The following is a 26,869-nucleotide window of genomic DNA, read 5'->3' on the forward strand; positions in this document are numbered from 1 at the left end:
AAGCCAAGTGACCTGGAAAAGCGGATTTTCTTAATGAACCTCTTTAACGAAAACCGGACATTATTCTTCCATTTAATGGATGAACATGTGGTTGAATTTATGCCAATCGTTTATGATCCAACCGTGGCTGATTCCATTGAGCAGTACAGTCATTTATTCACGGATCCGCAAAACGCAGCCTTTATTTCCGTTGATGCACCAGAAGATATCGAAGCAACACTGAAGAACGCTGCGGGTGATCGTGACATTCGGTTAGTCGTTGTGACTGATGCCGAAGGAATTTTGGGTATGGGCGACTGGGGTGTTAACGGGGTGGACATCGCCGTTGGTAAACTAATGGTCTACACAGCGGCGGCTGGAATTGATCCAGCACAAGTCTTGCCAGTTAGCATTGATGCCGGAACGAACAACCAGACGTTGCTGAACGATCCGCTATATTTAGGGAATCATCACGAACGGGTTTATGGTGATAAATACCATGCGGTTATCGATCAATTTGTAGCCGCAGAACAAAAACTCTTCCCAGAATCACTCCTTCACTGGGAAGACTTCGGCCGGTCCAATGCCCAAGTCATTTTGGACAAATATAAGGATAAGATTGCTACATTTAACGATGACATTCAAGGCACCGGGATGGTCGTTTTGGCCGGGATTTTAGGGGCCTTAAACATCTCTAAGGAAAACATCAAAGACCAAAAGTTCTTGATCTTTGGTGCCGGCACAGCAGGTATGGGAATTGCCAACCAAATTTTGGATGAATTAAAGCGCGCCGGCCTATCCGAAGAAGAAGCCCGTCAGCATTTCTATGCTGTTGATAAGCAAGGCTTATTGTTCAGCGATACGCCTGACTTAACGGCCGCTCAGAGTGAGTTTACCCGGGAACGTGCTGATTTCAGCAACGCGGCAGACTTGACTAATTTGGCCGCTGTTGTGAAGACGGTTCACCCAACAGTTATGATCGGGACATCGACGCAACCGGGAACCTTTACGGAAGCAATCGTTAAGGACATGGCTGCGCATACCGAACGGCCAATCATTTTCCCACTATCTAACCCAACGAAGTTAGCGGAAGCCAAGGCCGAAGATCTGATCAAATGGACTGATGGTCAAGCGCTGGTTGCGACTGGGATTCCCGCAGCTGACGTAGATTACAATGGCACGACTTACCACATTGGCCAGGGTAACAATGCGTTAATGTATCCTGGTTTAGGTTTTGGGCTGGTTGCTTCAACAGCTAAGGTCTTAAACGGGGAAACTTTATCGGCGGCTTGCCACGCTTTAGGTGGCATTGTGGATACGAGTGAAGCCGGTGCCGCTGTATTGCCACCCGTTTCTAAGCTGACAGAATTCTCCCAAAAGTTGGCTGAAGTTGTTGCACAGAGCGTTGTTGATCAGGGTCTAAACAAGGAACCGATCAGTGACGTTAAGCAAGCAGTTGCTGATATGAAATGGGTGCCAGAATACAAGTAAATGTGAATCGTTGAGAACGGTTAAGAACGGTTAAGAACCACGTGTTCGGCCCGATACGGCAGTTGGACCGGCATAAGAGAGAGTTAAATCATGAGAGAAATGGGGCCGAATAGCTCGTGGCTGTTTTGTGGAATTCGATTCAAAGTGTTTTAGTTGTTGTGTTAATCATGGTACTCGGCTTTATCCTGCGGCGACAAGGCTGGTTCGATGATAAGTTTGGTGGGACAATTTCAAAGTTTATTAAGAACATTGCGTTGCCTGCCTCAATTTTCGTTTCTGTGTTAAGTCGATTGACACGCGGGCAACTGGTTTCCTTTTCCGGTTACTTGGTATATGCCTTTCTGGCCGTCATCATTGGCTATCTCATTGCCTTTGCCTTGGTACGGATCATGCATGTTCGGCCGGGACGTAAGGGGATCTTTATTAACGCGGTCGTCAACGCCAACACGATTTTTATTGGGCTACCGTTAAACATTGCCTTGTTTGGCGATAACAGTATGACCTACTTCTTGGTCTACTATATTGTGAACACGGTGTCGACTTGGGCATTTGGGGTCTTCTTGATTTCTAACGATGATCCAACCAAGCCGAAGGAAAAGCAACATCATCAGATTAATTGGAAACAAGTTATCCCAATGCCATTAGTGGGTTTCCTGGTGGCACTAGTCTTCTTATTGCTGAATATTCCAATTCTGAAGATTAGCTTTGTGAACTCAACGTTGACGTATGTTGGTAATCTAGTAACACCATTATCCTTGATTTATATTGGGATTGTTTTGGCGGACGCAGGACTCAAGAGTATTCACTTCGATCGTGATACGATTGTGGCGCTGCTAGGACGATTTGTCCTGTCACCGATTATCATGGTAGCGGTCTTGCTTGTCGCTGGGCATTTCAGTGCTAGCTTCCCAACAATGGCGTCTCAAACGTTGATTGTGCAATCAGCGACACCGATGCTGGCTGTTTTACCAATCTTGGCGAATGAAGCCCATGGTGACGTGGAATATGCAACTAACGTGGTGACAACCAGTACGGTACTGTTCATTATCGTGGTACCGATCCTGATGTCCTTAATTCAATTTATCTAGTTTTCAAACGCGTGATACGACTAATTTTAGTGGTATCACGTTTTTTTATGGTCGTAATTTGGAAAAGATGATAATTAAGCGACTTAGACAGTGGTGCCTTAAGCGGTACAGGTTATCATGAATTGTGATTAAGGCGGCCCCATCATATAGTAGATGAAAAAGCACCAACGAAGGGACCTTAACTGATGATGAAGCGAAGTTACCCCATGGTACTGACAGCTGTACTCGTGGCATTAGACACGATTGGCGGCAGTTTATTTTCTTTTAATTTAGGTGTGGCTAAAGTGGCGCCGATGCAACATTTATTGAATCTAGTGACTGGTGTCTTACTAGGGCCATGGTGGGCATTAGCGCAAGCATTTTTGACGTCGGTTCTGCGGAATGTTTTAGGAACGGGGACGATCCTGGCTTTTCCGGGAAGTATGATTGGGGCCGTGTTGAGTGGCTATCTGTTTCAAAAATCAGGCCAATTGTGGCTAGGAGCGGTCGGTGAACTATTGGGATCTGGTATTTTGGGCGCACTAGCAGCTTATCCGCTAGCAACGTGGCTACTGGGGACCACTGGAGCTGTCTGGTTATTTCTCCCCAGTTTCTTTATGAGTGCGTTAGTGGGTGTCATTGTGGGATATGGGGTGCTGAGAGCCTTGTGGTCACGTATTATTGTGCCGCAGCAACGTAAATGAAAAAGCTCGCGACCTTCTTCAAGTGGAGGTTGCGAGTTTTTTAATAGCTAAAAACTTTCACGAATAATGAGATTAGTTGGGACCGTTTTGATTTGTGGAACTGGTTCATTTGTAAATTTGGTTTCCAGCTTATCTTTAAGTAGATCCATTGCGGAGTAACCGATAGTGAAAGAGTCTTGACGGATACAGCTAATTCCAGGATTCATGAGTTGCATCCATTCAAACTCTTCATAAGTGGCGACTCCAAAATCCGCCGCATACGTATAAGAAAGCCGTTGGGCAGTTGTCAAAAGCTGTAACAGAACGCGTGAATTCATGGTAAAAAAGCCAACTTTTTTATGAGGTTTGGCCATGATGTTCGAAAATGTTTGATCAAATTGGCTACTTTTATTGAGCTCAGTATCATAAGGAATCGTTAATAGATGATCATCAGTTAAGTATTGAGTAGCTTGCTTGAACCCAGTGTACCGATTTAGTCGAGTACTGACACCGTCAAGTGGCCAACTGATGAAATATAGGTCATCGTAACCTTTGTTTCGCATCTGTGTCACCATGCTGTTCACAGAATTCATATTATCCGTCACAATCGTGTCAATTACAGTTCGGCGTGACTGACGATCAACAATCACAGTATAAGCGTTTGAAAGTTGATTATAGATGCTACTGTCGGGATTAACTGGATCAATGATTAGGCCGGCAACCTCTTCTTCTCGCATACGATTAATATTTTCAATTTCACGCTGTTCATCGTTATTTGAGTTGGTGAAGATCATCTTGTAACCGTATTGTTCGCACCGTTCAGATATTCCGGAAATAACCGGTGTTGTGAACGGATTTGTGATATCCGCAACAGAGACCCCAATCGTTTTGTTTTCGTTTTTGGCAAGGTTACGCGCAGTAGTGCTTGGATGATAATCGGTTTTGCTAATAATACCAGCTAGTTTTTCTCGCGTAGCTGCTGACATTTTTGCATAGTTTCCGTTTAGAAAATTTGAGACGGTTGCTGTGGAGACTTCTCCCAGCTTGGCAATATCTTTGATGGTAAATTTATCCAAAATGAGCCCCCATTTATTTTTTGATTGCGTCATATTATTTTAGCATGATTACGTGTCTTTTTCTGAGTTGAATACTCTTAGCATATCAATGAACACCTTAACATTAAACCGTTTTAGCACTAATTGTCTAGACTGAAAACGCTTATTTACCAACTTTTTGGATTAATAGCTTGAATCGGTAGTAATGGAAGCGCTAACGAAAATAAAGTATTCAGTTGACAAAAGCGGTAGATAGCTTTAGAATTCTTTTTGTAAAGTAGTTAATCGCTTAACTAAAACATTCGAAATTAACTAAGTAAGTTTTGAGTCTAATTTCATTAACGATAGGCCTTTTATTTCTTTAATTAAAAGGATTTGTAGTTAAAAATTAGGATTCGTAGTTTAGATATTTTTAATGATTTTAACTTGTGGTTAACCGGATTACCAGATGTAATCTGAACAGCTTGATTAAAAATTATTTAAAGGAGCGTGCACCAATGAGTAAAGCAAAAGTGTTAGTGACTGGTATCATTCCCGAAGAAGGCCTAACGGACCTCCGATCAGCTTTTGATGTGACCTATGACCCTGAAAAAGAATCTCGTGATTGGATTTTAGCCAATCTGTCAGACTTTGATGGCTTGCTATTGATGGGAACCAAAGCGGATCGTGAATTGATTGATGCTGGTAAAAATCTTAAGATCATTACAACTAATGGTGTAGGTTTTGACCATGTTGATATTGCTTACGCTAAGGAAAAAGGGATTGTTGTCTCAAATTGTCCGATGGGCGTTCGCGTACCAACAGCAGAAATGACTTTTGCGTTATTATTGGCGACTGTTCGTCGATTGGCTTTCTACGATAAAGTGGTTCGTGAAGGCCATTGGATGGATGTTTCTGAAAAACGCTATATGGGTATGAGCCTTCAAGGTAAGACGTTAGGAATCTATGGGATGGGCCGGATCGGTTCCGAAGTTGGCCGTTTCTGTCAGGCGTTGGGCATGAAGGTTATTTACAACGATGTTCGTCGGCTAGACCATGATTTAGAGGAGCAACTTGATGTAACGTACGTTGATTTTGATACGTTGGTTAAAACAGCTGACGTAATTACTTTACATGCACCAGCACTACCTTCGACGATGGGAATCTTTAACGGAGATGTCTTTGCCAAGATGAAGTCTACGGCTTACATTATCAATGCAGCACGAGGTGTGTTGATCAAAGAAGCCGATTTAGTAACTGCCCTAAAGACAGGTGAAATTGCTGGTGCTGGTTTAGATGTTTTCGAACACGAACCAACGGTATCTGCTGAACTACGGTCTTTGGATAATGTTATTATGTCGCCTCATGCTGGAACTGGGACTTTAGAAGCGCGGACAGCGATTGCACAAGAAGCCTCAAATAATCTAATTTCATTTATAAATGAAGGGAAAGCTGTTAACCAAGTTAACGCGTAGGATTGACGAACGAGAGCAAAGAGGCTGGTGACAGTCTTTGGTCTCGTTTATTTGTTGATTAATAAAAATGAGTAAAGTATACGCTTTTAGTTAACCGGTTAACTAAAAATAAGATATGGAGGCTATTTTTTTGAAATTCACAAAGGTTTTTAAAGACGAGTTGGATCATTGCTACGCCATTATGCGATTGAAACACGCAGATCAAGATTTTTTAGTCGTCGCATCTGAAGAAAAGCAACCCTGCTATGCTTATGACTTAAATAATGACTATGCGCGCACAGTCGTTTGGCCTGATGTTGGTGGCACGATGACGATGGTACAAATCCCCGGCACACTTAATTTCTTAGCAACACAACGATTTTATCCAGGCTTTAATTCCGCTACGTGTCGTATTGTAAAAGAAACTTTTAATGGTCGGGGTTGGGATCAAACGATTGTGGGAGATTTTCCATACGTACATCGTTTTGACCTATTGACTAAGCCTAATGAGGCAGGCTATTGGTATGTGGGATGCACAATTGCTAATTCTAAGAAAGATATCGACGATTGGTCCGATCCTGGTAAGGTTTGGGTGGGCGATTACGATGATTCTCAAGAACAAGTCTCTAACCTTCGGGCTTTGGATTTCCGATTGACTAAAAATCATGGTTACAAGCGAATGGATGGCTATGCCTTGATTACAGGCGTTCAGGGGATCTTTAAATTAGTACCGCCAGCTGCCACACACGATTGGCAGTTATTGCAATTATCTACGACGGAAACATCTGATATTTTTAGTGCCGATATTAATCAGGATGGTCAACCGGAATACCTGACAATTGAAGGATTCCACGGCCCTTACTTACGAATTTCGGATCATAACTTTAAGACGATTACAAAGAGTGCTGCTGACACACCGTTTGGTCATGCTATCTGGGGTGGCCGGTTAGGCGATCGCGATTACTTCATCTTTGGCTGGCGTTCGGGAAAGCAAGATCTCGAATTAATTACCAGTGATCATTTAGCTACACAGCTAATTGACGAACAGGTGGGGCCTAGTAACGTAACGGTCTATGAAAAGGATGGGCAAACCTATCTATTATCTGCCAATCGCGAGGCCAATCAAGTTGCGGTATACGCAATCGACCTCGAATAGGAGGCAAGTAACTCATGACAAGTTATTTTTTAACTATCGATAATGGTGGAACTAATACCAAGGTTGCGATTTTTGATGATCAAGGGAAACAGATAGCAGTTTCGGCGTTCCCTACCAAAAATCGAGAACGTCAGGCAGGTTTCCATGAGGCTAATCTAGCTGATTTGTGGCAAGCGCTTGGTACCGCGTCACGTGATGCTTTGCAGCGGGCCAACCTGACAGGCGATCAAATCAGTGGTGTTACGACAGTGGGGCATGGTAAAGGGCTTTATGTATTGGACCGGCAACACCATATTTTTATGGACGGCATCCTGTCGGCCGATAGCCGAGCTGAAAAATACGCGATTAATTTTGAAAAACGAATTCATGATATTTATGCGATTAGTCATCAACATGTGATGGCGAGTCAAGCACCGGTGCTATTGCGGTGGCTTAAGGATCACGAACCAGAAAACTATCGGCAAATTGGTGCTGTGCTATCGAACAAGGATTTTATTCGCTTTTTATTAACGGGAGAAGTTTGCCAGGAAGTGGGTGATGCTTCGGGGAACCATCTGCTGAACTTAGAGACAGCCGATTATGATCCACAAATTTTAGCGTTTTTTGGGATTCCAGAAATGGCGAATAACCTACCACAACTGATTCAAGCGACGGATCAGTGCGGGGTTATCTCTGCGGAGGCAGCTGAAGTAACGGGGATTCAGGCGGGAACACCCGTGTTTGGTGGCATGTTTGATATTGATGCCTGTGCCATTGCCACAGGTGTTTTGGATAATGACAAATTTAGTTTGGTTGCCGGTACGTGGAATATGAATATTTTCCCGAATGACACGATGGCTTCAGAAGCTAGTGGCTTGATGAACTCAATTTTCCCAACTGGGAAACGCTTGATCGAGGCATCTAGCCCAACGTCTGCTGGGAATTTGGCCATTATGATCAAGCTGTTAATGACAGCGGAATTACGCGATGCGCAAGATCAGGGCAAGTCAATTTACGACGATCTTGAAGTCTTCCTGGCTAATACAGATGCGACCTTTGCCAAGTTAATTTATTTCCCATTCCTATACGGTAGTAACACAGATCCTGAAGCTACTGGTTCGTTCATTGGGTTGCGTAGTAATACGACCAAATCGGAAATGTTACGGGCTGTTTATGAGGGGATTGCCTTTGCCCATCGGTATCATGTGCAGGCGCTCTTGAAGGTGTTGGGGCATCAACCTAGTGTTATCCGTATGTCAGGTGGTGGTACGAACTCACCGAGCTGGGTGCAAATGTTTGCCAATATTTTAAATATACCAATTGAATTGGTGTCATCTAATGAATTAGGTGGTCTCGGTGGTGCGATGACCTCTGCCGTAGGAATCGGGTTATACCCAGACTTGGAGACAGCAGCAGCGCATATGTCACGGGTGAAGGCTCGCTATGAACCGCAAGCCGATCAAGTCAAAATTTACGATCAAAAATATACGGCATACTTGTCGTTATTAACAGCATTGAAGGGCAACTGGACAGCGCTGAAAGAATTCCAAGAAGGAGCAGAACAATGACAGTTAATGCACTTGGCATTTATGAAAAAGCCTTACCGCAAGATTTAACCTGGAAAGAAAAGTTCAATTTGGTTCATGAATTGGGTTTTAATTTCCTAGAATTTTCTATTGATGAAAGTGATGAACGCTTAGCACGACTAGACTGGACACGAGAGCAACGGGCTGCATTTCGTGATGCAATGTGGACGACACATAGTCGGATCAATACGTTGATGTTGTCAGGCCATCGCCGTTTTCCATTGGGCTCAGCTGACCCTAAAGTTCGAGCTAAGTCTTTGGAAATTATGCAAAAGGCGATTGATCTAGCGGTTGATCTGGGCATTAAAAATATTCAGATGGCGGGCTATGATGTCTATTACGAGAAAAAGACCGTTCAAAGCCGGGAATATTTTGCAGAGAATTTGCGTAAGTGTGTTGAGATGGCGGCTAAGAAACTGGTGACTTTGTCGATTGAAACGATGGATGATCCGTTTATTAATTCGCTGACAAAAATTGCTCACTATAAAACCATGATTAAAAGTCCCTTTTTGCAAGGGTATCCTGATTTAGGTAACATCAGTGCTTGGCCAGAAAACGACGTGGCCGAAGATTTAGAAAATAATATGGCTGATGTAGCTGCAGTGCACTTAAAAGACACGCTCGCCGTAACACCTACTTTTAAAGGGCAGTTCAAAGAGGTCCCTTTTGGTGAAGGCTGTGTTGATTTTGAGGGCTGTCTGCGGTTGCTAACCCGGTTAGAGTATGCCGGTAGTTACACGATTGAGATGTGGACGGGAACGGCTGATAACGCCATTGACGAGGTTAAACAAGCTAAGAAGTTCTTTGATGACCTCTTTAAAAAGGTCGGCATTGAACAGGAACCCATTGCAAGTCTAGCGCAATAAGAAGGGATGACAATAATGTTAGAAAAATTAAAACAGGATGTTTATGAGGCTAATATGCGGTTACCTGAATTAGGGCTGGTTTCCTTTACTTGGGGGAATGTCTCTGGTGTTGATCGGGAAAAGGGTCTATACGTGATCAAGCCATCTGGCGTGCCCTATACAGAGCTTAAGGTGACGGATATGGTTGTTGTTAATTTGAAAGATGGTAAGGTGGTTGAGGGAGAGCTAAATCCATCTAGTGATACGCCGACCCACACGTATCTTTACAACCATTTTCCAAATATTGGCGGTATCGTACATACCCATTCACCATGGGCGGTTTCGTTTGCTGCTGCTAAGATGGATATTCCAGCGATGAACACGACCCATGCCGATACTTTCTATGATGATGTTCCAGCAGCGGATGCATTAACGAAAGAAGAGATTGAATCAGACTATGAAGGCAACACAGGCAAGACAATCGTGAAGACTTTTAATGAACGGGGGTTGGACTATGAGGCTGTTCCGGCAGCATTGGTCAGTCAACATGGACCATTCGCTTGGGGACCAACACCTGACAAGGCGGTTTACAATGCCAAGGTATTGGAGGTTGTCGCTGAAGAAGACTACCATACATTACAATTGACGCGAGCAAATTCAGAACTACCACAGTACCTGCTCGATAAGCACTACCTCCGAAAGCACGGTGCCAATGCCTATTACGGACAAAACAACGCGCACTCTAAGGATCATGCTGCTCGCGAATAATAAATGAACAATAAGGAGCCCCGGAAATTAGCAAGGATTATGCTAGTTTCCGGGGCCTTTATTGATTTCGGATATGAGAAATAGGCTGTAATTACTGAGGCGTCCGCTATGATAGCCTATTAAGCGGAGAATGTGAGAACTTGTTGGATCAAGACTTAGAATCTGTTATAGCGTTGTTTGAGCAGTCCGATTAAAGGTAGCCTTAAAAGTCAATTGTTCCGCCTTATCTGGTAGATGGTTAGATAGAGGTGGTTGGAATAAACAACATTAAAAAGCCACTGATCCGGGAGATAATCTGGATCAGTGGCTTTGCCGACTAACATTAGGAGATGAAGTCGTCAGGCAAACTGAATTTAATTAAGCGCAATTTTGACACATAACTTATGATTATGGGTTACCTTGCCATTAACGATTCCGTGGGCCGCATGTAAATCAGTTGGATCAAAGATAGCATAGTGGCGGTCAGTTAAGAGGGCTTTGCTGTGAAAAGCAGGGTGTTTAAAATATTGAATTTCCACTTCGGGATCATAATCACTGGCAGCTTCTGCGGTGCCAGCGTCAGCCCAGCGAACCCATTCAGCACCGGTAATCATGTAATGAATGTCGATGTGGTCACGGTGGGTTTCATAGTTCATCGTGGCATAATCGCGTGTGTCGTATTCCTGAAACCGTAATTCAACACCGTCTGCAATCACCTTATTACCGATTGGTTCAGCTAGTAGTTCTTCAGTTGACCGAGCATCTAACCAGTCGAGCGCAGTTTGAATGCGTTGTTGAACCTTTTCGTTACGTTGATGATTTGTACTAAGACCAAATTCCATGAGTTATTTCTCCTTTATTAATTGTTTTTGTCGGCATCGGACTCACGAACAAAGAGTAGGGCGACGACGGCAATGATTGGAAAGACTGAGATTGTGAGATAGGACGTCACATAGCTCCCAGTTGATGCTAATAATTGGCCCAATAGGACGGGGGCCAAGAATGAACCAACTTGGTTAAAGACGTTGATAAAGCCAGAAACAGTTCCTCGCTGATCGGCAGGTGCAACTTCAACGGAGAGATTGTTCGTGATGGTACTGAACATGAAGGCCCCAACCCCCATAGCCCCAGTCCAAAAGTACAACATGCCTAGACTACCCTGGGGAGTTAAAGCAAAACCAATAATGGTTGGTGTGAAGATAGCCATAAAAATGGCTGCCCAGGCATGCCGAGACCATTTTGAATGATCGGAGATCCAACCAGCTACTACCATGGAAATCACAGAGGTAATCCCGAAGATAGACATGGCTGTTCCGGCCGTAACGACATCAAACTTTAAGTTTTTAACGATGAAGAGGTTAGCCCAGTTCGTCACACCCCACTTAGCACCGGTAGCGAACAGACCAGTAATTGCTAACATCCAGACGCTACGATTGTTGATAGCTTTTTTGAGACGAGTCATAGCGGTTTCTGTTTCAATTTGACCATTGGCCTCCTTGATACCAAACTGTTGTGGAAATGGTGGGTTGCCACGCAAGGCGAAGTAAGCGAATATCAGAGCGGCTAATGGAAAGAGGGCGGTAACCCCCATTGCGGCCCGCCAGCCGTAGTGAACCATAACTGTTGGTGCGTACAAATTAATAACAGTTAGACCAAATGAAGTACACATGTTAAAAATCCCAGTGGCTGTGGCCCGTTTTTTGCCATCAAACCATTCAGTGATGATCCCCAAGCAAGCGGATAAATCAGGACCGCTGACCAGTCCTAAGATAAACCGCAAAGCGAGGCCGTCCCAGTACCCCTGCATGAAGACCATGGCGCCCATGACAATTAAGTTGCCTAAAACTGCGGCTAGTAAGAGCTTTTTATAACCAAATTTATCGGCTAGCATGCCACCAGGTAAAACTGTGATGGCGTACCCAATATAAAAGGCGGTTAAGTACGAATTTCCTTGTTGAACCGTGAAATGTAGAGAATCAATGGCAGATGGCATGATAGTTGACCATGATAGTCGTGTAATAAAACTAATTAGAAAAGCTAGCCAAATGCCAGCTAGCACCATAATCTGACGACCGCTCCACTTACCATGTGCTGCAGAATTATCCATAATGAGGCTCCTTATCTACCGAGTTTGAGAACAACTTTTCTAACGTGCGTTGGTGTGGAAATTACGCCGTTGGTACGATGTGGTTCGTGCATGCCGATTAAAACAAAATCGTCTTGATGTAAAAGTACTTGATTAAATACAGCAGGTCGTTGGACATACTGTAGGTCCCGGTCAGTGTTGCAGGGATTTAAAGCGACATAGTTTGTATTGGGTGCCACATCGATACGTTCCTCACCGCTGACAATGTAATGCAAGTCTAAACGGTGATGATGAATTTCAAAATCAAAGTTTTCGATAGGCTCAGTGTCATACTCTAAGGTTTGCATGTAGAAACGCTCACCGTCTTGATGACTTCGACCCAAGGGCGTAGTGGTTAGATCGGTGGTTTTAAGGAAAGTCACGGCCTCTTGAAGCCGCGCATAGTCTTGGGAATCAAAGGATTCTAAATTAACGAATAGCACGTAAATACCTCCTTTTGAAATAGGTTAAGCGATTAACAAAGAATTTAAATAAAAAACAATTCAATAATTGCTGTTTTTAAGGCCTTTTAAAATTTATAAATAAAAAATAGCTAATCGAGTTAATCGCTTAACTAACTTAGCAACGTCATTGTAAACGATTGCAAATACATTTTCAACCCTTTATGCTTAATTTCACAATAGCCACTTTTTAAATAAATCCGTCAACGTGTCGTAAGCGCTTACGAATAGGCGAATAAAGCGATAAGTTTGTTTCGCCTTTTTGTTGATTTTTATAAAATTTCACAAAATAAAAATTTAAAAAATAGTTGTTTGCAAAAAACAATCTTTATATTTTTTTGATGTTATGTTACCCGATTAACCAATTAATAGATTTTTTGCTTTTAGTGTTTAACGGAATATACCATCCCCATGTCTAACTATAATCGTCATTTTCATTTCCAGCTAAAAGCTTTAAACTTTAGCTAGGAGGTTTTTTCAGTGACAAGACAAGTAACGTTATCACGTAGAACGCTTTTATTGATGGCCACTGTAACTGGGGTCATTGTAGCGAATTTGAATTTTATTCAACCAATTGAGAACCTAGTTGCCACAGACTTTAGAGTATCTAAGGCAATCGTTGGTTTGTTGGCGATGTTGACCCAGCTGGGCTATGCCTTTGGCCTCTTATTGATTGTTCCTTTGGGCGATATCTTTGATCGATATCACCTCATTCAATTTATGATGGGGCTTTCTATCTTGTCTCTACTATTGGCTTACTGGGCACCGACAGTCACGGTATTTGGTATTGCGACGACACTGGTTGGTGTTACTTCGGTGGCGCCACAGATCATTATTCCATACGCTGGTTATCTAGCACCGGCGCTCCAACGGGGGAAAGTATTGGGCGTGGTTCTCAGCGGGTTACTGACCGGTATTCTGCTATCCCGTTCCTTCAGTGGTCTATTGGGAAGTTTAATTCCTTGGCAGAACATTTACCTCGTGGCCGCGGTAATCGATTTATTCTTCTTAGTCATCGTTCACTGGCGCCTTCCTCGTGATCAACGGGGACATCGGGCCCTCAACTATGGCGCCGTTATTCGAACCTTGCCCAAGTTGTTAGTGACGCAAAAGCCCTTGCAAGGAGCGGCACTTAATGGGTTTTGTCTTTTTGGCATATCAAATGTTCTTTGGTCGACATTGGCCTTTTACTTAGCTGCTCAGTATCATTTGGGTAGTAATGTTGCTGGATTACTAGGTTTATTGGGGATTGCTGGTGTTTTGGCTGCTCCGATGATTGGAACCCTAGTTGATCAGCGTTCCCCACGGTTGACAGTTGGGTTAGGCATGGTATTTTCCGGAATAGCCTTCGTGATTTTTTGGCTAGCTGGTCATTGGCTATTCGGTCTGATTGTTGGGATTATCCTGTTGGATTTAGGGACGCAGTTTAGCCAGGTATCGAATCAGGCCATTGTCCAATCGCTGAATCGGCAGCAAAGTAGCCGGAACAACTCTGTGTTTATGTTTAGTTACTTTCTAGGTGGGTCATTCGGCACCTTAGCAGCGACTTGGGCTTGGGGTCAGGCTGGTTGGACGGGTGTTTGTGGTGTTGCGCTGGTCTTCTTGGTACTGGCATTCATCGGACATTTACGCATCGGCGAACCTGAAAAATTGACAGTTAATAACGGATAATGGCGTCGTTAAAGGTAGTTACCATCTAGGTAACTATTTTTTTGCCTTTAAGTTGACACGGTGTCACACGAGATGCTATACTCATTTCAATCTTAAGTGACGCCGTGTCACTTAAGGTTGAGGGAAGGACTGATTAAACGTGCCAACGACGACATTTACCAATTTACCAGCCGCGAAACGCTCGCGTGTGACGGCGGCGTTACTCACGGAGTTTTCAGCGCACAGTCTAGCGGATGCTCAAGTGGCTAGAATTGTTAAGACGGCAGGAATTGCCCGTGGTGCTTTTTATAAATACTTTGCGGATTTAACGGATGCTTACCAATTTTTGTTTCATACGGCCTTAGCCGATATTCACGCGGGCTTTGGTCCCGTCAACGCGGGTCAATTCCAAGCGCAACGTTATTATGATGCTGTGGCTGCATTTGTGGAGCACGTCACGAATAGCCAACAATACTACCAATTAATTCAACGGCACTATGCTGAAAATGAAAGCCTGGTACCGCCATTGCCAGTATCGGTGGATTTATCAGCAGTGGATTGGGCAGCAATGACATTGAGTCATGCTGCCATTAAAGAAGTGATGCAGCAGCCAACTGCCCAAGCAGTTATCTTGCAACGTCTCCAGCAGGCGTTAAACTTATTAGCAAGTCAGGAGGAATGACCAATGTTTTTAGCACTTAGAGAAATCCGCCATGAAAAATTGCGTTATGGGCTAATTGTGGCGATGGTGGTACTCGTGAGTTATCTGGTCTTTGTGTTGAGTGGTTTGGCATACGGACTAGCGCAACAAAACACGCAGGCCATTTCGACGTGGAACGCTGAAAAGATTGCTTTGAATAGCGATGCCAATGAGAGTCTGGCGCAATCGTTGATTAGCAAGAAAACGGCTAATAAACTTAAATTAACTAGCCATGAAGCTTATATTGGCCAAGCTGGTGTGGTAGCCAAAGCTAAGGGTCAAGCAAAGATTTCGTCGCAATTTGTTGGTATTAACCGTGATGAATTCATTTATAAGCAACTCAAGGCCAGTTCTGGTCACAAGCCAACGCGCGTAAACCAGATTATGGTCGATAGTAGTTTTAAGGATAAAGGGTATCGGCTGGGTGACAAGGTTACCTTGAACACAGATGGTGGCAAGTATACAATTGTCGGCTTCACCAAGGATGCTAAGCTCAGCGTGGCGCCGGTCATCTATGGCACATTAGGGACGTGGCGAACGTTGAGTAACCTAACGGATCGTTTTCAAGCTGGTGGTGTGGTGTCGAATCGCGCTAATTATCAAGCGAAGACTAGTGGTTTGAAGACCTTAAAAATGAGTCAATTTATCAATAAATTACCGGGATATTCAGCACAGACAACGACCTTTACCTTCATGATTGCCTTTCTATTAGTGATCTCAATGGTTGTTATTGCGGTCTTCTTATATATCTTGACCATGCAAAAGTTACCAAACTATGGGGTGCTCCGCGCACAAGGTATTCCGGCCCGGGTATTAGTGACGACAACGGTTAGTCAGGCGCTCGTGCTAGTGATTTCAGGCCTGCTCATTGGGGCCGCCTTAACCGCTGCGACGGTTGTTATTTTACCGTTTGGTGTTCCGTTGAGCTTTAACGTACCGCTACTCAGTGGCGTGACAGCCGGAATTATCCTGACGGGTGTCGTTGGTGCCTTGATTCCGGTCAGAGTGATTCTAAAAGTTGACCCCGTTCAGGTCATTGGATAGGAGGACTGAATATGCCAGCATTAACTTTAACGCATGTGACGAAAAAATTTGGTCACGATACGAGTGAAGTAACTGTTCTAAAAGATGTGAATTTTCAAGCAACGGCCGGTGAGGTCAGCCTAGTCATCGGACCGTCTGGGTCGGGTAAGAGTACCTTTCTAACGATTGCCGGAGGAATTCAGACACCGACTACTGGGGATGTACTGGTTCAAGATCAGGCCATGAATCAGCTATCACCGAAAAAGCGTGATGCTTTCCGTCTGAACAAAGTGGGCTTTATTCTACAAGCTTATAACCTGGTCCCTTACCTAACGGTTCAAGACCAATTTACGCTAGTCGATCGCGTGAAGGCGCAAGGTAATTTAAAGCACGATCAACTGACAGATCTACTTGACCAACTGGGGATTTCTAAGCTAGTCAACCGGTACCCCAACGAACTCTCCGGAGGTCAAACACAGCGAGTGGCAATTGCTCGGGCACTATATCAAAATCCTGATATCATCTTGGCCGATGAACCGACCGCTGCTTTGGATAGTGATCGAGTCAAAGTGGTCGGTCAACTCTTTCGGAATCTAGCCAAGCAGCACCACAAGGCAGTCGTGATTGTGACCCATGATATTCGTCTACGAGACTTCGCTGACAAAACGTATCAATTAATGGATGGAAAGTTGGCTTTGGATCAAGCAGAGGATTAGATGGCGCATTACAAAAAAATTTATAAAATTTGAGATAGTAGTTTGTCGAGAGTTTCACGAAATTGGTTTTTAATCTAGTAATTGGCCGCTTTAGTAGGCGGCCTTTTTGTGTTAGTTCGGACTATAATTGGTATAGACTAATTTGCGAGCATATTGCTTGGCAAACCGGGTGCGACCGCTTATAGTAAGCGTTTACAAGGATATGGATTAGTGCTATCTTTTATTTGCTGATTATTTATGAAGGGTGAGGACCGGTAAGATGAATAGACATTTAAGTACATTCTTTATTTTTACATTCGGGGCACTCGGAGGACTACTCTTTGGGTTTGATACAGGGATTATCTCTGGAGCGTCGCCTTTGATTGAAAGCAATTTTAATTTAGGTATTGGTCAAACGGGATTTATTACCTCTTCCGTGTTGATTGGGTCATCGGTAGGAGCCTTAGGTGTCGGACCATTGGCAGACCGTTATGGTCGTAAACGCCTATTAATCTTGGCTGCCATCTTATTCTTATTGGGATCAACGTTGTCTATGATTGCGATTGGTTTCTGGTCGATGGTCGTTGCCCGAATTATTTTGGGCCTGGCCGTGGGTTCAGCTTCAGCACTGACACCAGCTTACCTTGCTGAACTGGCACCTGCTGAACGTCGGGGTTCGTTGGGAACATTATTCCAGTTGATGATTACTTTGGGAATCTTGTTGGCATACGTTTCTAACCTTGGTTTCTTAAATCATAACCTCTTGGGCATCCGTGATTGGCGGTGGATGTTGGGGTCAGCCTTGATTCCAGCAGCTCTATTGCTCATTGGGGGACTCTTATTACCCGAATCACCGCGGTTCTTAGCCGAAAAGGGTGATTCAACGCAAGCACTGAGTGTGTTAAAGATGTTGCGGAAGAATACAGCTGACGATCCAAAGCGAGAGTTGGCTGAGATTGAAGAAGTTGCTAAGCAGCCTAAGGGTGGTGTGAAGGAACTCTTCACGATTGCGCGACCAGCCGTGATTGTTGCGGTCGGAATCATGTTGCTACAGCAATTAGTTGGGATCAACTCTGTGATTTATTTCTTACCGCAAGTCTTCATTAAAGGTTTCGGGTTTGCGGAAGGTAGCGCCATTTGGATTTCTGTGGGTATTGGGATTGTGAACTTCGTTGTGACAATTCTGGCCACGTTTATCATGGATAAGTTTAACCGGAAAGCCTTCCTAATGTTTGGGTCAATCGTCATGGCCCTTTCCTTGGGCGTTCTGGCAGTGATGAACTTTACGATGGATATCCATTCAACGGCTGTGCCGACGATGATCCTGATTGGGGTTTATATCTTTGGCTTCGCTATTTCATGGGGACCAATTGCGTGGGTATTGATCGGTGAAATCTTCCCATTGAGTGTTCGGGGAATCGGGTCATCGATTGGTTCAGCGGCCAACTGGATTGGGAACTTCTTGGTTTCACAATTCTTCTTGGTTATGTTGGCATATTTCCACAACAATGTTGGTGGTCCATTTGCCGTCTTTGCCGTCTTCGCGGTACTCTCCATGTTCTTCGTCCACTACTTGGTTCCCGAAACGCGGGGCAAATCACTGGAAGAAATCGAAATGGATTTACGGCACCAAGCTAAATAAGTTAAAAAAACGTCTGGAATTTTTCCAGACGTTTTTATGTGCTTAAAAGTGGTAGAGTAGAGCGTACGGATTTTTATAGAAAGAGGCGATGACGTCATGCAAATTCAAGTCCCGTTTGCGCTACCTAATTTGCCAGATGAGTATGGTATCAATCAGCCCGCCGATGAGCTGGTTGATGGAATTAATTTACGTTCGTTTCCGTTCACCGTAACGGATTTACCGAAAGCGGCCGTGACCGTAGCATTTAGCTTGATTGATCATGATACGATTCCGGTTGTAGGGTTCTCGTGGATTCATTGGTTAGGCGCTAATCTGCCGGTAACGGCCGGTCAAGTCGTGGTTCCGGATAATGCTAGCCAAACTACTACCTTTACGCAAGGTACCAATACCCTACCGATGATTATTGATCAAATTCATCAGCCCACAGATTTCAAACAGCGCGGCTATGACTTAACCAAGCACTACGCGGGACCTCGGCCGCGCGGTGGTGTTCATGCGTACCGGTTAACGGTAACGGCAGTTGACACGACGTTGCCCGTTACGTCAGGGTACTTATACAATGAATTTTTACGCATGGTTGAGGGACACGTGGTAGCACAAACGCATGTGAACCTGTTGTACGCGAAAAAGTAAAAAGTTGCGGCCTATTTCAAGCCGCAACTTTTTGATTAGCCAAAATACTAGACGCTTATCAGAGGCCGGGAATTGGTTCAGCCAGTAGTACGTGATGCTCATGGTCATAGTAACTGACAGTCTTACTCATAAGGTCACTGGTCCAAACGGGAACGCCAGCTTCACCAGCCAGTTGACAGAAACGTGTAAAGTCAAATTGGCCAGCCTGAGCGGCGAGTACGGCCGCTTTGATTTTAGCGGCGTTACTAGTTGCTGCAACTGGTTGAGGTACCCCATTCATCTGTAAATCGATATGGCTGTCGGCATCGTAGTACCGGTAACGGCCATCCGCCACAAGATAATCGTAGCGTTGAACGCCTAATTCACGGAAAGTCCGCATGAGATCAGCGAACTCACCGGCATTGGTTTCAGATTTAACAGCCTGTTCAATTGCATGGTAGTCTAACGTCATTATTTGAACTCCTTTGCTGGAATAGGGCTAGCTTACCGAAATTTATAAATTAATACAAGGATTATTAGGTGCCTTGGTAGTTCTTGGTATAATAGAGAAGATGGAGGTGGCACAATGAAGCATGAATGGCGTAAAGCAGAAAAAGCGTGGTATTTGCCTAAAGAACCGACTATTTTGACCTTGCCACGGCTGAATTTTATCACCTTAGAAGGAACGGGTGATCCCAATGGGCCGTTATTTAGTGAACAGGTGGGGGCCTTATATAGTGTGGCCTACGACCTGCGCATGGCGTTAAAACGTGGTGAATTGGGCGACCCCTATGAATACGTGGTGTATCCGCTCGAAGGGGTCTGGACGACAAGTGATGGGTCGCGTGGCGCTACCTTGAATAAGGCGGCTCTACGGTACAAAATTATGTTGCGTCAGCCAGATCGCCTAACGGTCACTGACTTTCAAGCAAGTGTCGCACGCGTGACCACTAAGAAGCCTAATCCATGGTTGGATCACTTGGCCTGGGAACCCTATGCGGAGGGGCAGGTGCTGCAAACTATTCATCAAGGCCCCTTTGACACAGAGCCCACAACCTTTGCCCAGCTCCAAACGGTATTGACCGATCAGCATTACCGAGTTGTGCCCACGATGGGCGACTACTGGCACCGTGAGATTTACTTAACTGATCCACGACGGACTGCACCGGAGAAGGCCAAGACGGTGTTGCGGTATAAGATTGAATCAACCAATGCTTAAAAAAGCTAGACAGTGTCCGTAGGGGACATTGCCTAGTTTTTTTAGCAGGTAGTGCTTGTTACAGCCATTGGCGTATCTCAGCCAAGTTATGGACCTCATGTGTTGGTCGTGCAGTGGTTGTGGGAGTGGCGTGGTCACGGTTCACCCAAATTGACTGCCAGCCAAGCGCATCGGTCGTGACAATGTCGCTACCGTATCCTTGGGCAATGTGCCAATGGTTTGCTGGGGTCAAATCATAGTGTGCTGCCACTGTTTTGAAGAAAACCGGGTCAGGCTTATACGTGTGAACGTCCTCAGCAGTCCAAATATCAAAGGAAACTTCTAAAGCCGCAGCGTTGGCGGGAATAATATCCCACGATGAGTTGGACATCATGATTAAGTGATAACCGCGTTGTTGCAGCGTCTTTAAGGTGCCAATGACCTCGGGAAAAGGCTTTAAACTACGGTGAGCAATCAGAACATCTACGTAATAGCGTTCGAACTGATGGGTTAGACCAAATTGATAATCGAGATGAATCAAGTTATTACGCGTCAAAATGGCGTAATCGAGATAGGGATGCATGTTATCCCGACTATCTTGATAGGTGATAAAGCGTTGCCGGGCTAGTCGTGGATCGACGCCGATTTTATCAGCAACTGTTTCGATGGCTGCGTAGGTTGCCTCTTCATTGAGTAGTGTACCGTAGCAGTCAAACGTTAAGTATTTTTCCATGATGAGACTCCTCTCTGACTATCTTTAAGTATACGCACAAACACTAAAAAAGCCGTCGAAATTCGGCGGCTTTTCATCATATTACGTTAAATTATTCAGCGTCGTAGGCAGCTTGGAAAATCTTGATGATATCTTCCTTTGTCCCCTTACGAGGGTTAGAGAAAGCATTCCCATCCTTCAAGGCATTTTCAGCCATCAATTCAAAGTCTTCTGGTTTAGCACCAATTTCTTTGATTGAGTGAGGAATACCAACGTCTTCGGATAATTGCTTCATGGCCTTGATGGCTAATTCGGCAGCATCCCGCGTTGATAGGCCTTCAGTGTTTTCACCCATGATTTCAGCCAATTGGGCGAAACGATCTGGGCAAGCAATGATGTTATATTCTTCAACGTAAGGTAGAAGTAAGGCACAGCAAACACCATGAGGTGCGTCGTATTGACCACCGAGTTGGTGAGCCATGGCATGAACGTAACCCAAGTTGGCGTTGTTGAAGGCCATCCCGGCTAACATTTCAGCTTCGACCATCTTAGTCCGAGCGTCCAAGTTGTGGCCGTTAGCAACGGCTTCACGAAGGGAAGTTTCAATCAACTTGATAGCTTCCACACATTGTGAGTCGGTGATAGGGTTGTGGTCAACGGAAACGTAAGGTTCAACGGCTTGAACGAAGGCATCCATCCCAGTAGCTGCGGTTAAGCCCTTAGGCACATCGAGCATTAGAGTTGGGTCGTTGAATGAAACCAACGGAATGTTCCGCCATGAAACAACCACGAACTTCAAGTGGGTTTCTTCATTCGTGATAACCGCGTGACGGGTTAATTCAGAACCAGTACCGGCCGTCGTGTTAACGGCGATTAATGGTGGCAAAGCCTTGTCGAGTGTTTCAATCCCAGCCAACTTGGTAATGTCGTCGCCATTAGTCAAAATAATGCCGGCACCTTTACCAGTATCGTGAGCAGAACCCCCACCAACAGTGATGATGGAGTCCGCACCGGATTCTTCGTAAAGTTTCTTAACTTCTTTGATGTTACGAATCTTAGGGTTGGGTTCAACGTTGTTGTAAACAACGTAGTCCACACCAGCAGCCTTTAAAGAATCCAAAGTCTGTTCCACGGCGCCGTCCTTTAAACCTTCAAGGAACTTATCCGTGACGATAACGGGCTTTTTCATCCCTAACATCTTTGCTCGATCACCAATCTTACTAATGACACCAGGGCCAAAGAAATTGACGCTGGGCATCAGAAAGTCATAACTACGTTCAGCCATTATACAAATGCCTTCTTTCGGAAGTTTTGAAAACAATTAGTACCAATTTCACAATGCAATTATAACTAATAAATTTACAGTTTGCAATCGTTTTTGGGTAAAAGTCCCTTAATTGTGCAATAAAGTGCTAATTTGTCGGCGATTTAAACCGTAATGATTAATTTTACTGTCAGTATTTTTACCGCTTTCAACAGAAAGTGGCATTAATGAAAAAATATACAATAAGGCCGTTCGCACGAACATTTTGCCTGCTTGACGATTGTGACGACGTTAACGGGTATAATAGAGATAATCAGAACATAAGAGGGCTTAGAGATGAAAGATTTAAATGAACATCGACAGCAGGAGCAAGCTACGTGGCACGCCCGCCAACAAGAAGAATTACAAAAACTCCGGGGCGCCCAACAACATTTATTGTTGAATGTCGGCGCTTATTTAGCCATTTCGGTGATTGAGTTTTATTTAGCCATTATTGGTCATTCGCAAACCTTGCGGGCGGATGCCTTTAACAATTTATCCGGGATTATCTCCTCCGTATTGTTATTCGTGGGTATCCATATTGCTCGTGATATTGATGACGATGACTTGATGGGTCAACCGCTACCAGAAGATTTAGAGCAGGATGGTCAGCGACTTCAATTGACGCGGTTTCACTACGAAACGGTCTTCACCATGATTACGGGGATTGTCATGATTGCGATCGCGGCAAGTGTTATCTATAGCGGGATCCGGAGCTTGATGCATCCGGCTAGTCAAGAAGTACCCCAACCCATTACACTATTGGGAGCTGGAATCGCCGCAGTCATCATGCTAGGCGTCTGGTGGCTTAATCGGCAAACCGGTCGTCGTTTAAAAAATGCGGCTTTAACAGCGGCGGCGCAAGATAGTTTGAGCGATGCGGTTACCAGTCTGGGAACGTTAGTTGCTATCGGTGGGGCGTTGATCTTCAAGCTCGATTGGTTGGATGGCGTTGCCAGTATTTTAGTGGGGATTTTTATCCTGACATCGGGCATTAAAATTTTCCGTGAGAGTAGTTTGAATTTGGCGGACTACTTTGACCCACAGGTGGAAGACCAATTTCGGCAAGCAGCGCTGGCGTTTCCGGCAGTCCAACAGGTGATGGAACTAAAGGCCCACTATAATGGGAATGTTGTCACGCTGGATTTGGTAATCGCGGTGGATGCCCATATGGAAGTGCAGGACAGTTACCAGCTTGGCGAAGAGATTGAGGCCGCCATGCGTCAGCAATTCGGGATTGTTGATACGGATGTGATGGTTGTACCGGCTAGCTAGTCGGGGCACATAAAAACTGCGAACGCGTTTGAGTTCGCAGTTTTTATGTTGATTGGCGGTAATTTATTAGTTAACGGTTGGAGTTAGTTACGTCACGGCTTAGTTCTTGTAAGGCGGTTCCATTGGTTACTAGATACCCAGGCTTATCTTTGACGAGGTATCCGGCTTTAACAAACTGAGCTAAAACGTACAGCAAATGGCGGTATGACACGCCTAAATAAGCGGCAACCTGAGTATGTTTTTCAGCATAATGATGATACGTGGTTAATAAGATAAATGCCGCTAGCCGTTCCGCTAAACTAAAGGATTGATTCTGAGAAGCCGTTTCGATATTGCGGGTATTCTTTTGCGCTAAGTAAATACAAACGTGCTTTAAAAAGACAGGGTCATTGAGCAATTGTGATTGGTTGTCCCGAATGGATACGGCCAGACACCAGCAGTCTTCAATCGCTTGAACACTGTAAGGCGTGCTTGCTGGATTGATGAGTTCCATTTCACCAATAAAACAAGGCGGGGTAAAGAAATCGATGAGTGTCACTTTACCATTAGCCATAACATCATAAAGCTTAGCGCGCCCCTTCACGAGATAATAAATATATTCAGGCGTAGCCGATTCTTTGACAATAAATGACTGGGCTGGAAATTTAATCAGTTGGGTTTGTGCGGTGATATCCGTTGAAAATTGGGCTAAGTAATGGCTATTAAGGATAAATTGTTTCACTAAATTGGCATCATTAATTTTGACCATGATTACTCCTAATATGAGATTTCTCATAGTTAGTCTAGCAAGATACTGGGTATAATTCAATCAGTAAGTAAGGGCTTACAAAGAATGGGAGGAAGCAATGATGGCAAAACGAAAGATTATTTTAGATTGTGATCCGGGACATGATGACGCGGTGGCGATGCTAATGGCATATGCCCACCCCAGCATTGATTTATTAGGGATTACGATTGTGGCGGGGAACCAAACCTTAGCGAAAACGGTCCGCAATGGTTTGAATGTCGCGCAATTATTAGAAATGAACGTTAAAATTTATCCGGGGATGCCACAGCCTTTAGTGCGAGACCAAGTAGTAGCCGGTAACGTTCACGGAACTACTGGGTTAGATGGTCCCGTCTTTGGCGAATTAAACCGGCAACCAGCAACTAAAAATGGAGTTCAATTCATTATCGATACGTTGTTAGCTAGTGATGGTGACATTACTTTGGTACCAACCGGACCAATGACTAATATTGCGAGTGCCATGCGTGCGGAGCCACTGATTATTCCTAAGATTAAAGAAATCGTGATGATGGGTGGGGCCTATGGAACCGGTAATTTTACGCCATCGGCTGAATTTAACATTTACGCTGACCCTGAGGCCGCCAACGTTGTCTTTAGATCAGGTGTGCCAATCGTCATGATGGGGCTTGATTTGACCAATCAAACCGTTTGTACGCCAGATATCATTGATCGCATGGAAGCGGTTGGTAATAAGGCGGGGAAACTCTTTGGTGATATGTTGCGGTTTACACTCAAAACGCAGTATGAAGAATTTGGATTGGAAGCCGGGCCAATTCACGATGCCACGACCATTGGGTATCTAATCGATCCCGATCTCTTTGAAACGCAGGATGAATTTGTGGTGGTCGATATTAACCGGGGGCCTTGTTATGGTCGAACGGTTTGCGATGAAAACAACGTTTTAAAGCAACAACCTAACGCCAAGATCGGCCAAAAGATTAATCATGATGGCTTCTTTGACCTGGTTGAAGACTGTATCCGACTGTATTCATAAACAGTTAATCAGTGGTCCTAAAGTAAGGCTCGTCGATGGTTAGTGTCTGTGCGTCCAAATCCACCGTCGCCAATAGTTCGTAAGGTAGGGCGGTGCGGGGATAAGCGTGGCCAAAGTTTAGGTTGGTCATGATTGGTAAGTCAAGGTCCTGCGTAACCGTTAAAAGGGCGCGACAATAGTCGGTATAGTACCGTTCGTCTTGGGGCTTGCCCGTAATAATGGCCCGAACTTCACTTAGAATTCCGGCACATTTAAGATTTTGGAGCATCGTTTGGTAGGCTGCTGGCGTGGGGCATTCTTCACTGGTTTCCAAGAACAGAATTTTATCGTGCCATTCACTGGGGCTTGGCATAATGTGATAGTTACGGTTGATGATGGGTTCCTCGGGGTAACGCGTATCGGTCAGCAGGCTATTAAGACTGTCGATACAGCCGCCCAGTAAGCGTCCCTGTACGTGTCCGGTCCCCCGCAGAACTTCGTACCCCCGGGTTTCGGGATGTTGAACTCGGGGAGTATCAAGTGCCGCCACCGAAAAGTCGGTGCGTTCTTCATACCACACAGGGCTACTGGTAATCGCGGTGGTTTGGGGATTAGCTAGATAGTGGGCCCAGGTCTGACGGGTATAGGGTAATAAGTCGGGACCTAACTCGGCTAAGTCATTAAGCAGATTAGGCCCGTAATAGGTGACCAGTCCCAACCGGCGGAGCATCAAATGATCTACCGTCGTATCAGAGAATCCGGTAAACAACTTGGGATGCTGTTGGACGGCGGTGATGAAGTCGGGGTCATTGAATAGGTAAGGCGCTAGACGGAAGGTATCTTCGCCACCAATTGCACAGATAATACCGTGAATATGCTCGTCAAGAAAGGCCTGCTTCAAGTCAGCGGCCCGTGCTTCGGGATGGGCGTTTAGATAAGCCAAGCCCCGACAGGCATTGGGCATGATGATGGGAATCAAGCCTAGCTCGCGGAGTCGTTGCTGGCCCCGGGTTAATTCATGGGCCGCGAAGTCTTCGCCAAGAACGCCACTGGACAGGCTGACGATAGCCACCGTATCGCCGGGATGTAATTGAGTTGGTTTTTGCATAACAATCCCTCCAAACCATTAAATTGGTGTTAATTCTACACGTCTGCGGGGATTCTTCAATGGTTACTAAAAAGTGCCTACTCCCCAAAAGGTCTTTTAGTGGTTAAAATGGAAGAAAACGCTGGGAGGTTATTTTGTGAAGAAGTCATACAACAATGGTGTCGAGGCAACGCTCGGTGTGATTAGTGGTAAATGGAAACCCCAACTCTTATGCCATCTCGGTAATCGGCCGCAACGGACGTGTGATTTGCGCCAGAAGCTTCCCGCTATTTCGCAAAAGGTCTTAACCCAGCAACTACGTGAGTTGGAAAGTGATGGTGTGATCGTCCGTCATATTTATGGGGATCGCGCGCCGTTCAAAGTGGTCTATGCATTGACAGACTTGGGCCGATCTTTAGGCCAAATCCTTGTGCAGATGTCGGTGTGGGGAGAACAACGAGCTAGTGAGGTGCCAGATATGGAAATTAGAAACGGGCACAGTGGATTCAATCAAATTTTAAACCAACCAACGGAGGCACTTTAAAGTGCCTTCTTTTTTTTGAGGTTATGGGCGGGTATGCTAGGTCTTGTTAAGGAGGTGGCCG

The 26,869-nt window shown here is 44.8% G+C and carries 27 protein-coding genes; 18 read left to right on the forward strand and 9 right to left on the reverse strand.

Annotation, left to right across the window (positions count from 1 at the left end):
* The 3 genes from FC61_RS06920 to thiW all read left to right on the forward strand — a co-directional run.
* A partial coding sequence (locus FC61_RS06920; protein WP_081038152.1) for a malolactic enzyme occupies window positions 1–1,470 on the forward strand: 1,470 nt, incomplete at its 5' end.
* A gap of 116 nt (window positions 1,471–1,586) precedes the next feature.
* Complete coding sequence (locus FC61_RS06925) at window positions 1,587–2,558, forward strand: AEC family transporter (RefSeq protein WP_035464770.1); 972 nt, start codon at window positions 1,587–1,589, stop codon at window positions 2,556–2,558.
* Between the two features lie 188 nt (window positions 2,559–2,746).
* Window positions 2,747–3,241, forward strand: a complete 495-nt coding sequence (gene thiW, locus FC61_RS06930; RefSeq protein WP_035464796.1) for an energy coupling factor transporter S component ThiW — start codon at window positions 2,747–2,749, stop codon at window positions 3,239–3,241.
* Between the two features lie 47 nt (window positions 3,242–3,288).
* On the opposite strand, the gene FC61_RS06935 is transcribed toward thiW, so the two are convergent.
* Window positions 3,289–4,296 (reverse strand): LacI family DNA-binding transcriptional regulator, encoded by a 1,008-nt coding sequence (locus FC61_RS06935; protein ID WP_035464769.1) that lies wholly within the window; start codon window positions 4,294–4,296, stop codon window positions 3,289–3,291.
* Between the two features lie 476 nt (window positions 4,297–4,772).
* Here FC61_RS06935 and FC61_RS06940 point away from each other — a divergent pair, with 476 nt between their 5' ends.
* The 5 genes from FC61_RS06940 (at window position 4,773) to FC61_RS06960 (ending at window position 10,042) form a co-directional block, all read left to right on the forward strand.
* On the forward strand, window positions 4,773–5,729 hold the full coding sequence (locus FC61_RS06940; protein WP_021742071.1) for an NAD(P)-dependent oxidoreductase: 957 nt from the start codon (window positions 4,773–4,775) through the stop codon (window positions 5,727–5,729).
* A 130-nt stretch (window positions 5,730–5,859) separates the two neighbouring features.
* Window positions 5,860–6,864, forward strand: coding sequence for a hypothetical protein (locus FC61_RS06945; RefSeq protein WP_035464767.1), 1,005 nt, complete (start codon window positions 5,860–5,862; stop codon window positions 6,862–6,864).
* Window positions 6,865–6,878: 14 nt separating this feature from the next.
* Complete coding sequence (locus tag FC61_RS06950; protein ID WP_021742069.1) at window positions 6,879–8,411, forward strand: FGGY-family carbohydrate kinase; 1,533 nt, start codon at window positions 6,879–6,881, stop codon at window positions 8,409–8,411.
* Window positions 8,408–9,295: an L-ribulose-5-phosphate 3-epimerase gene (locus FC61_RS06955; RefSeq protein WP_021742068.1), complete on the forward strand. Its 888-nt coding sequence runs from the start codon at window positions 8,408–8,410 to the stop codon at window positions 9,293–9,295. The genes FC61_RS06950 and FC61_RS06955 overlap by 4 nt, the downstream gene beginning before the upstream one ends.
* A 15-nt stretch (window positions 9,296–9,310) precedes the next feature.
* Window positions 9,311–10,042 carry an L-ribulose-5-phosphate 4-epimerase gene (locus tag FC61_RS06960; RefSeq protein ID WP_035464765.1) on the forward strand — a complete coding sequence of 244 codons (732 nt, stop codon included), beginning with the start codon at window positions 9,311–9,313 and terminating at the stop codon, window positions 10,040–10,042.
* 353 nt (window positions 10,043–10,395) lie between these two features.
* Here FC61_RS06960 and FC61_RS06965 read toward each other — a convergent pair whose 3' ends face one another.
* Genes FC61_RS06965 through FC61_RS06975 form a run of 3 tightly spaced genes read right to left on the reverse strand, consistent with a single transcriptional unit; the run spans window position 10,396 to window position 12,589 of the window.
* Complete coding sequence (locus FC61_RS06965) at window positions 10,396–10,863, reverse strand: NanQ anomerase/TabA/YiaL family protein (protein ID WP_015474520.1); 468 nt, start codon at window positions 10,861–10,863, stop codon at window positions 10,396–10,398.
* A 17-nt stretch (window positions 10,864–10,880) separates the two neighbouring features.
* Window positions 10,881–12,128 carry an MFS transporter gene (locus FC61_RS06970; RefSeq protein ID WP_021742066.1) on the reverse strand — a complete coding sequence of 416 codons (1,248 nt, stop codon included), beginning with the start codon at window positions 12,126–12,128 and terminating at the stop codon, window positions 10,881–10,883.
* A gap of 11 nt (window positions 12,129–12,139) precedes the next feature.
* Complete coding sequence (locus FC61_RS06975) at window positions 12,140–12,589, reverse strand: NanQ anomerase/TabA/YiaL family protein (protein ID WP_021742065.1); 450 nt, start codon at window positions 12,587–12,589, stop codon at window positions 12,140–12,142.
* 498 nt (window positions 12,590–13,087) lie between these two features.
* Between FC61_RS06975 and FC61_RS06980 the strand changes: the two genes are divergently transcribed.
* The 6 genes from FC61_RS06980 (at window position 13,088) to FC61_RS07005 (ending at window position 18,950) form a co-directional block, all read left to right on the forward strand.
* Window positions 13,088–14,278, forward strand: a complete 1,191-nt coding sequence (locus FC61_RS06980; protein WP_011668771.1) for an MFS transporter — start codon at window positions 13,088–13,090, stop codon at window positions 14,276–14,278.
* Window positions 14,279–14,417: 139 nt separating this feature from the next.
* Window positions 14,418–14,939 (forward strand): TetR/AcrR family transcriptional regulator, encoded by a 522-nt coding sequence (locus FC61_RS06985; RefSeq protein WP_011668770.1) that lies wholly within the window; start codon window positions 14,418–14,420, stop codon window positions 14,937–14,939.
* A gap of 3 nt (window positions 14,940–14,942) precedes the next feature.
* Window positions 14,943–16,001, forward strand: coding sequence for an ABC transporter permease (locus FC61_RS06990; RefSeq protein ID WP_021742061.1), 1,059 nt, complete (start codon window positions 14,943–14,945; stop codon window positions 15,999–16,001).
* Between the two features lie 11 nt (window positions 16,002–16,012).
* On the forward strand, window positions 16,013–16,696 hold the full coding sequence (locus tag FC61_RS06995; protein WP_021742060.1) for an ABC transporter ATP-binding protein: 684 nt from the start codon (window positions 16,013–16,015) through the stop codon (window positions 16,694–16,696).
* Between the two features lie 259 nt (window positions 16,697–16,955).
* Window positions 16,956–18,317, forward strand: a complete 1,362-nt coding sequence (locus tag FC61_RS07000) for a sugar porter family MFS transporter (RefSeq protein ID WP_021742059.1) — start codon at window positions 16,956–16,958, stop codon at window positions 18,315–18,317.
* A 96-nt stretch (window positions 18,318–18,413) separates the two neighbouring features.
* Complete coding sequence (locus tag FC61_RS07005; RefSeq protein ID WP_021742058.1) at window positions 18,414–18,950, forward strand: YbhB/YbcL family Raf kinase inhibitor-like protein; 537 nt, start codon at window positions 18,414–18,416, stop codon at window positions 18,948–18,950.
* 58 nt (window positions 18,951–19,008) lie between these two features.
* Here the strand turns inward: FC61_RS07005 and FC61_RS07010 are convergent, their stop codons facing one another.
* Window positions 19,009–19,401, reverse strand: a complete 393-nt coding sequence (locus FC61_RS07010; RefSeq protein WP_011668765.1) for a DUF1398 family protein — start codon at window positions 19,399–19,401, stop codon at window positions 19,009–19,011.
* Window positions 19,402–19,515: 114 nt separating this feature from the next.
* Here FC61_RS07010 and FC61_RS07015 point away from each other — a divergent pair, with 114 nt between their 5' ends.
* Window positions 19,516–20,148: a GyrI-like domain-containing protein gene (locus tag FC61_RS07015; protein WP_021742057.1), complete on the forward strand. Its 633-nt coding sequence runs from the start codon at window positions 19,516–19,518 to the stop codon at window positions 20,146–20,148.
* A 58-nt stretch (window positions 20,149–20,206) separates the two neighbouring features.
* On the opposite strand, the gene FC61_RS07020 is transcribed toward FC61_RS07015, so the two are convergent.
* A complete protein-coding gene (locus FC61_RS07020; protein WP_021742056.1) occupies window positions 20,207–20,860 on the reverse strand; it encodes an HAD-IA family hydrolase in 654 nt (217 codons plus the stop codon).
* A 91-nt stretch (window positions 20,861–20,951) separates the two neighbouring features.
* A complete protein-coding gene (locus FC61_RS07025; protein WP_003593433.1) occupies window positions 20,952–22,124 on the reverse strand; it encodes an iron-containing alcohol dehydrogenase in 1,173 nt (390 codons plus the stop codon).
* 315 nt (window positions 22,125–22,439) lie between these two features.
* On the opposite strand from FC61_RS07025, the gene FC61_RS07030 reads away from it, so the two are divergent.
* The gene (locus FC61_RS07030) at window positions 22,440–23,417 is read left to right on the forward strand and encodes a cation diffusion facilitator family transporter (RefSeq protein WP_021742055.1); all 978 of its coding nucleotides are present in this window, start codon (window positions 22,440–22,442) and stop codon (window positions 23,415–23,417) included.
* Window positions 23,418–23,487: 70 nt separating this feature from the next.
* On the opposite strand, the gene FC61_RS07035 is transcribed toward FC61_RS07030, so the two are convergent.
* Entirely contained in the window at window positions 23,488–24,165 is a 678-nt protein-coding gene (locus FC61_RS07035) for a transcriptional regulator YeiL (RefSeq protein WP_035464760.1), read from the reverse strand.
* A gap of 100 nt (window positions 24,166–24,265) precedes the next feature.
* Between FC61_RS07035 and rihB the strand changes: the two genes are divergently transcribed.
* A complete protein-coding gene (rihB, locus tag FC61_RS07040; RefSeq protein WP_035464758.1) occupies window positions 24,266–25,198 on the forward strand; it encodes a ribosylpyrimidine nucleosidase in 933 nt (310 codons plus the stop codon).
* Window positions 25,199–25,202: 4 nt separating this feature from the next.
* On the opposite strand, the gene FC61_RS07045 is transcribed toward rihB, so the two are convergent.
* The gene (locus tag FC61_RS07045; RefSeq protein ID WP_021742052.1) at window positions 25,203–26,285 is read right to left on the reverse strand and encodes a S66 family peptidase; all 1,083 of its coding nucleotides are present in this window, start codon (window positions 26,283–26,285) and stop codon (window positions 25,203–25,205) included.
* A gap of 136 nt (window positions 26,286–26,421) precedes the next feature.
* Between FC61_RS07045 and FC61_RS07050 the strand changes: the two genes are divergently transcribed.
* Window positions 26,422–26,808, forward strand: coding sequence for a winged helix-turn-helix transcriptional regulator (locus tag FC61_RS07050; RefSeq protein WP_021742051.1), 387 nt, complete (start codon window positions 26,422–26,424; stop codon window positions 26,806–26,808).
* The last annotated feature ends 61 nt before the right edge of the window (window positions 26,809–26,869 follow it).

It is taken from the genome of Levilactobacillus brevis ATCC 14869 = DSM 20054 (assembly GCF_001433855.1).
Lineage (GTDB): Bacteria > Bacillota > Bacilli > Lactobacillales > Lactobacillaceae > Levilactobacillus > Levilactobacillus brevis.

Excerpts from the sequence above, each read along its gene's own strand:
- thiW (WP_035464796.1), top strand. The coding sequence starts at position 2,747 with ATGAAGCGAAGTTACCCCATGGTACTGACAGCTGTACTCGTGGCATTA.
- FC61_RS06940 (WP_021742071.1), top strand. The coding sequence starts at position 4,773 with ATGAGTAAAGCAAAAGTGTTAGTGACTGGTATCATTCCCGAAGAAGGC.
- FC61_RS06950 (WP_021742069.1), top strand. The coding sequence starts at position 6,879 with ATGACAAGTTATTTTTTAACTATCGATAATGGTGGAACTAATACCAAG.
- FC61_RS06955 (WP_021742068.1), top strand. The coding sequence starts at position 8,408 with ATGACAGTTAATGCACTTGGCATTTATGAAAAAGCCTTACCGCAAGAT.
- FC61_RS06960 (WP_035464765.1), top strand. The coding sequence starts at position 9,311 with ATGTTAGAAAAATTAAAACAGGATGTTTATGAGGCTAATATGCGGTTA.
- FC61_RS06965 (WP_015474520.1), bottom strand. The coding sequence starts at position 10,863 with ATGGAATTTGGTCTTAGTACAAATCATCAACGTAACGAAAAGGTTCAA.
- FC61_RS06970 (WP_021742066.1), bottom strand. The coding sequence starts at position 12,128 with ATGGATAATTCTGCAGCACATGGTAAGTGGAGCGGTCGTCAGATTATG.
- FC61_RS06990 (WP_021742061.1), top strand. The coding sequence starts at position 14,943 with ATGTTTTTAGCACTTAGAGAAATCCGCCATGAAAAATTGCGTTATGGG.
- FC61_RS06995 (WP_021742060.1), top strand. The coding sequence starts at position 16,013 with ATGCCAGCATTAACTTTAACGCATGTGACGAAAAAATTTGGTCACGAT.
- FC61_RS07000 (WP_021742059.1), top strand. The coding sequence starts at position 16,956 with ATGAATAGACATTTAAGTACATTCTTTATTTTTACATTCGGGGCACTC.
- FC61_RS07005 (WP_021742058.1), top strand. The coding sequence starts at position 18,414 with ATGCAAATTCAAGTCCCGTTTGCGCTACCTAATTTGCCAGATGAGTAT.
- FC61_RS07010 (WP_011668765.1), bottom strand. The coding sequence starts at position 19,401 with ATGACGTTAGACTACCATGCAATTGAACAGGCTGTTAAATCTGAAACC.
- FC61_RS07015 (WP_021742057.1), top strand. The coding sequence starts at position 19,516 with ATGAAGCATGAATGGCGTAAAGCAGAAAAAGCGTGGTATTTGCCTAAA.
- FC61_RS07020 (WP_021742056.1), bottom strand. The coding sequence starts at position 20,860 with ATGGAAAAATACTTAACGTTTGACTGCTACGGTACACTACTCAATGAA.
- FC61_RS07025 (WP_003593433.1), bottom strand. The coding sequence starts at position 22,124 with ATGGCTGAACGTAGTTATGACTTTCTGATGCCCAGCGTCAATTTCTTT.
- FC61_RS07030 (WP_021742055.1), top strand. The coding sequence starts at position 22,440 with ATGAAAGATTTAAATGAACATCGACAGCAGGAGCAAGCTACGTGGCAC.
- FC61_RS07035 (WP_035464760.1), bottom strand. The coding sequence starts at position 24,165 with ATGGTCAAAATTAATGATGCCAATTTAGTGAAACAATTTATCCTTAAT.
- rihB (WP_035464758.1), top strand. The coding sequence starts at position 24,266 with ATGGCAAAACGAAAGATTATTTTAGATTGTGATCCGGGACATGATGAC.
- FC61_RS07045 (WP_021742052.1), bottom strand. The coding sequence starts at position 26,285 with ATGCAAAAACCAACTCAATTACATCCCGGCGATACGGTGGCTATCGTC.